This is a genomic window from Acidocella sp. MX-AZ02 (genome assembly GCF_000306035.1).
Taxonomy (GTDB): domain Bacteria; phylum Pseudomonadota; class Alphaproteobacteria; order Acetobacterales; family Acetobacteraceae; genus Acidocella; species Acidocella facilis.
Genome location: NZ_JH976233.1, coordinates 1 through 1,303, shown reverse-complemented (window position 1 = coordinate 1,303; position 1,303 = coordinate 1). Strand labels below are relative to the sequence as shown.

General features: G+C 72.1%; 1 protein-coding gene. It reads left to right on the top strand.

The features are described 5' to 3' along the window. On the top strand, positions 1 to 1,303 hold a 1,303-nt coding region (locus MXAZACID_RS19535), incomplete at both ends, for a hypothetical protein (RefSeq protein ID WP_008495851.1).

Below are 1,303 nucleotides of genomic sequence, written 5' to 3'. Positions count from 1 at the left end.
AACCAACAGCATCGCCAGCGTCACCGGCCTGACCGCCGGGCAGAGCATTCTGCTGACCAGCACCGGCACCACCGGGATCACCGGGCCGGTGCAGGCCGGCGGCAGCCTGACCCTGCAGGGTGCGGCATTCGCGGAAAGCGGCGCCGGAGCGATCCGCGCCACCGGGCTCACCGGCAGCGTCAGCGGCGGGCTGACGCTGGGCGGGGCCAACAGCATCGCCACCCTCGGCAGCCTGAGTGCTGGCAGCGATATCGTGCTGAACGACGCCCAGGCGCTGAACCTGGCCGGGCTGGTGACCACGCCGGGCACGCTGACCTTGACCGATGCCGCCGCCGTCACCGAGGCGGGCGGCGCGGCGCTGTCGCTGGGCGGGCTGGCCGGGCAGATCGGCGGCGGGCTGACGCTGGGCGGGGCCAACAGCATCGCCACGCTCGCCAGCCTGAGCGCCGGCGGGGACATGCTGATCGCCAATATCGGCACGATGACGCTGAACGGGCCGGTGAGTGCAGGCACCAGCCTGGCGCTGGTCACCGCCGGCTTGCTGGAGGGGACCGGCGGCAGCCTGGCGGCGGGGACGATCGCCATCGCCCCGTATAATGCCGGGACGCTCGATCTTGGCGGTACCGCGGTGGCGGGTTTGCAGCTTGCGCAGGCGCTGGTCAGCGCCTTTGACAGCCACGCGGTGGTGATCATCGGCGCCGCCAACGGCGTGCGGGCCAGCAGCGTTTACAGCGAAGGCAACATCTCCTTCGCCAACGCGCTGGTGACGCTGACCAGCAGCGGCGCGATCACCCAGACCGGCACGCTGGGCGGCCAGGGGTTCGATCTGGCCGGCGGCACGATGGCGCTGAATGGCGACATCTCCGCCGGCACCTTCACCGCCGACAGCACCGGCGGCTTGAGCCAGAGCGGCACGCTGAGCGGGACCGCCGTCAGCCTTTCGGGTAGCAGCCTCGGGCTGGATGGCAGCGTCGAGGCCAACACGCTCACCCTCCAGAGCGCCGGCGCGATCAGCCAGGGGGCAGGTGCGAAATTGAACGCCGCCAGCCTCACCGGCAGCGCTGGCACCTCCATCGCGCTGGGTGGGACCAACAGCATCGCCAGCGTCACCGGCCTGACCGCCGGCAGCGGCATCGATCTGCAGGACGCCCATGGGCTCGCCATCACGGGCAGCGTTGCCGCCGCGCAGATCACGCTCTCGGCGCCGACACTGAGCCTGGCCGCGCCGGTCAGCGTCGCCGGGGTTGCCCTGCTGGACAGCGCCGGCACGCTCACCCAGAGCGCGCCCTTGCGGGCGGGCACG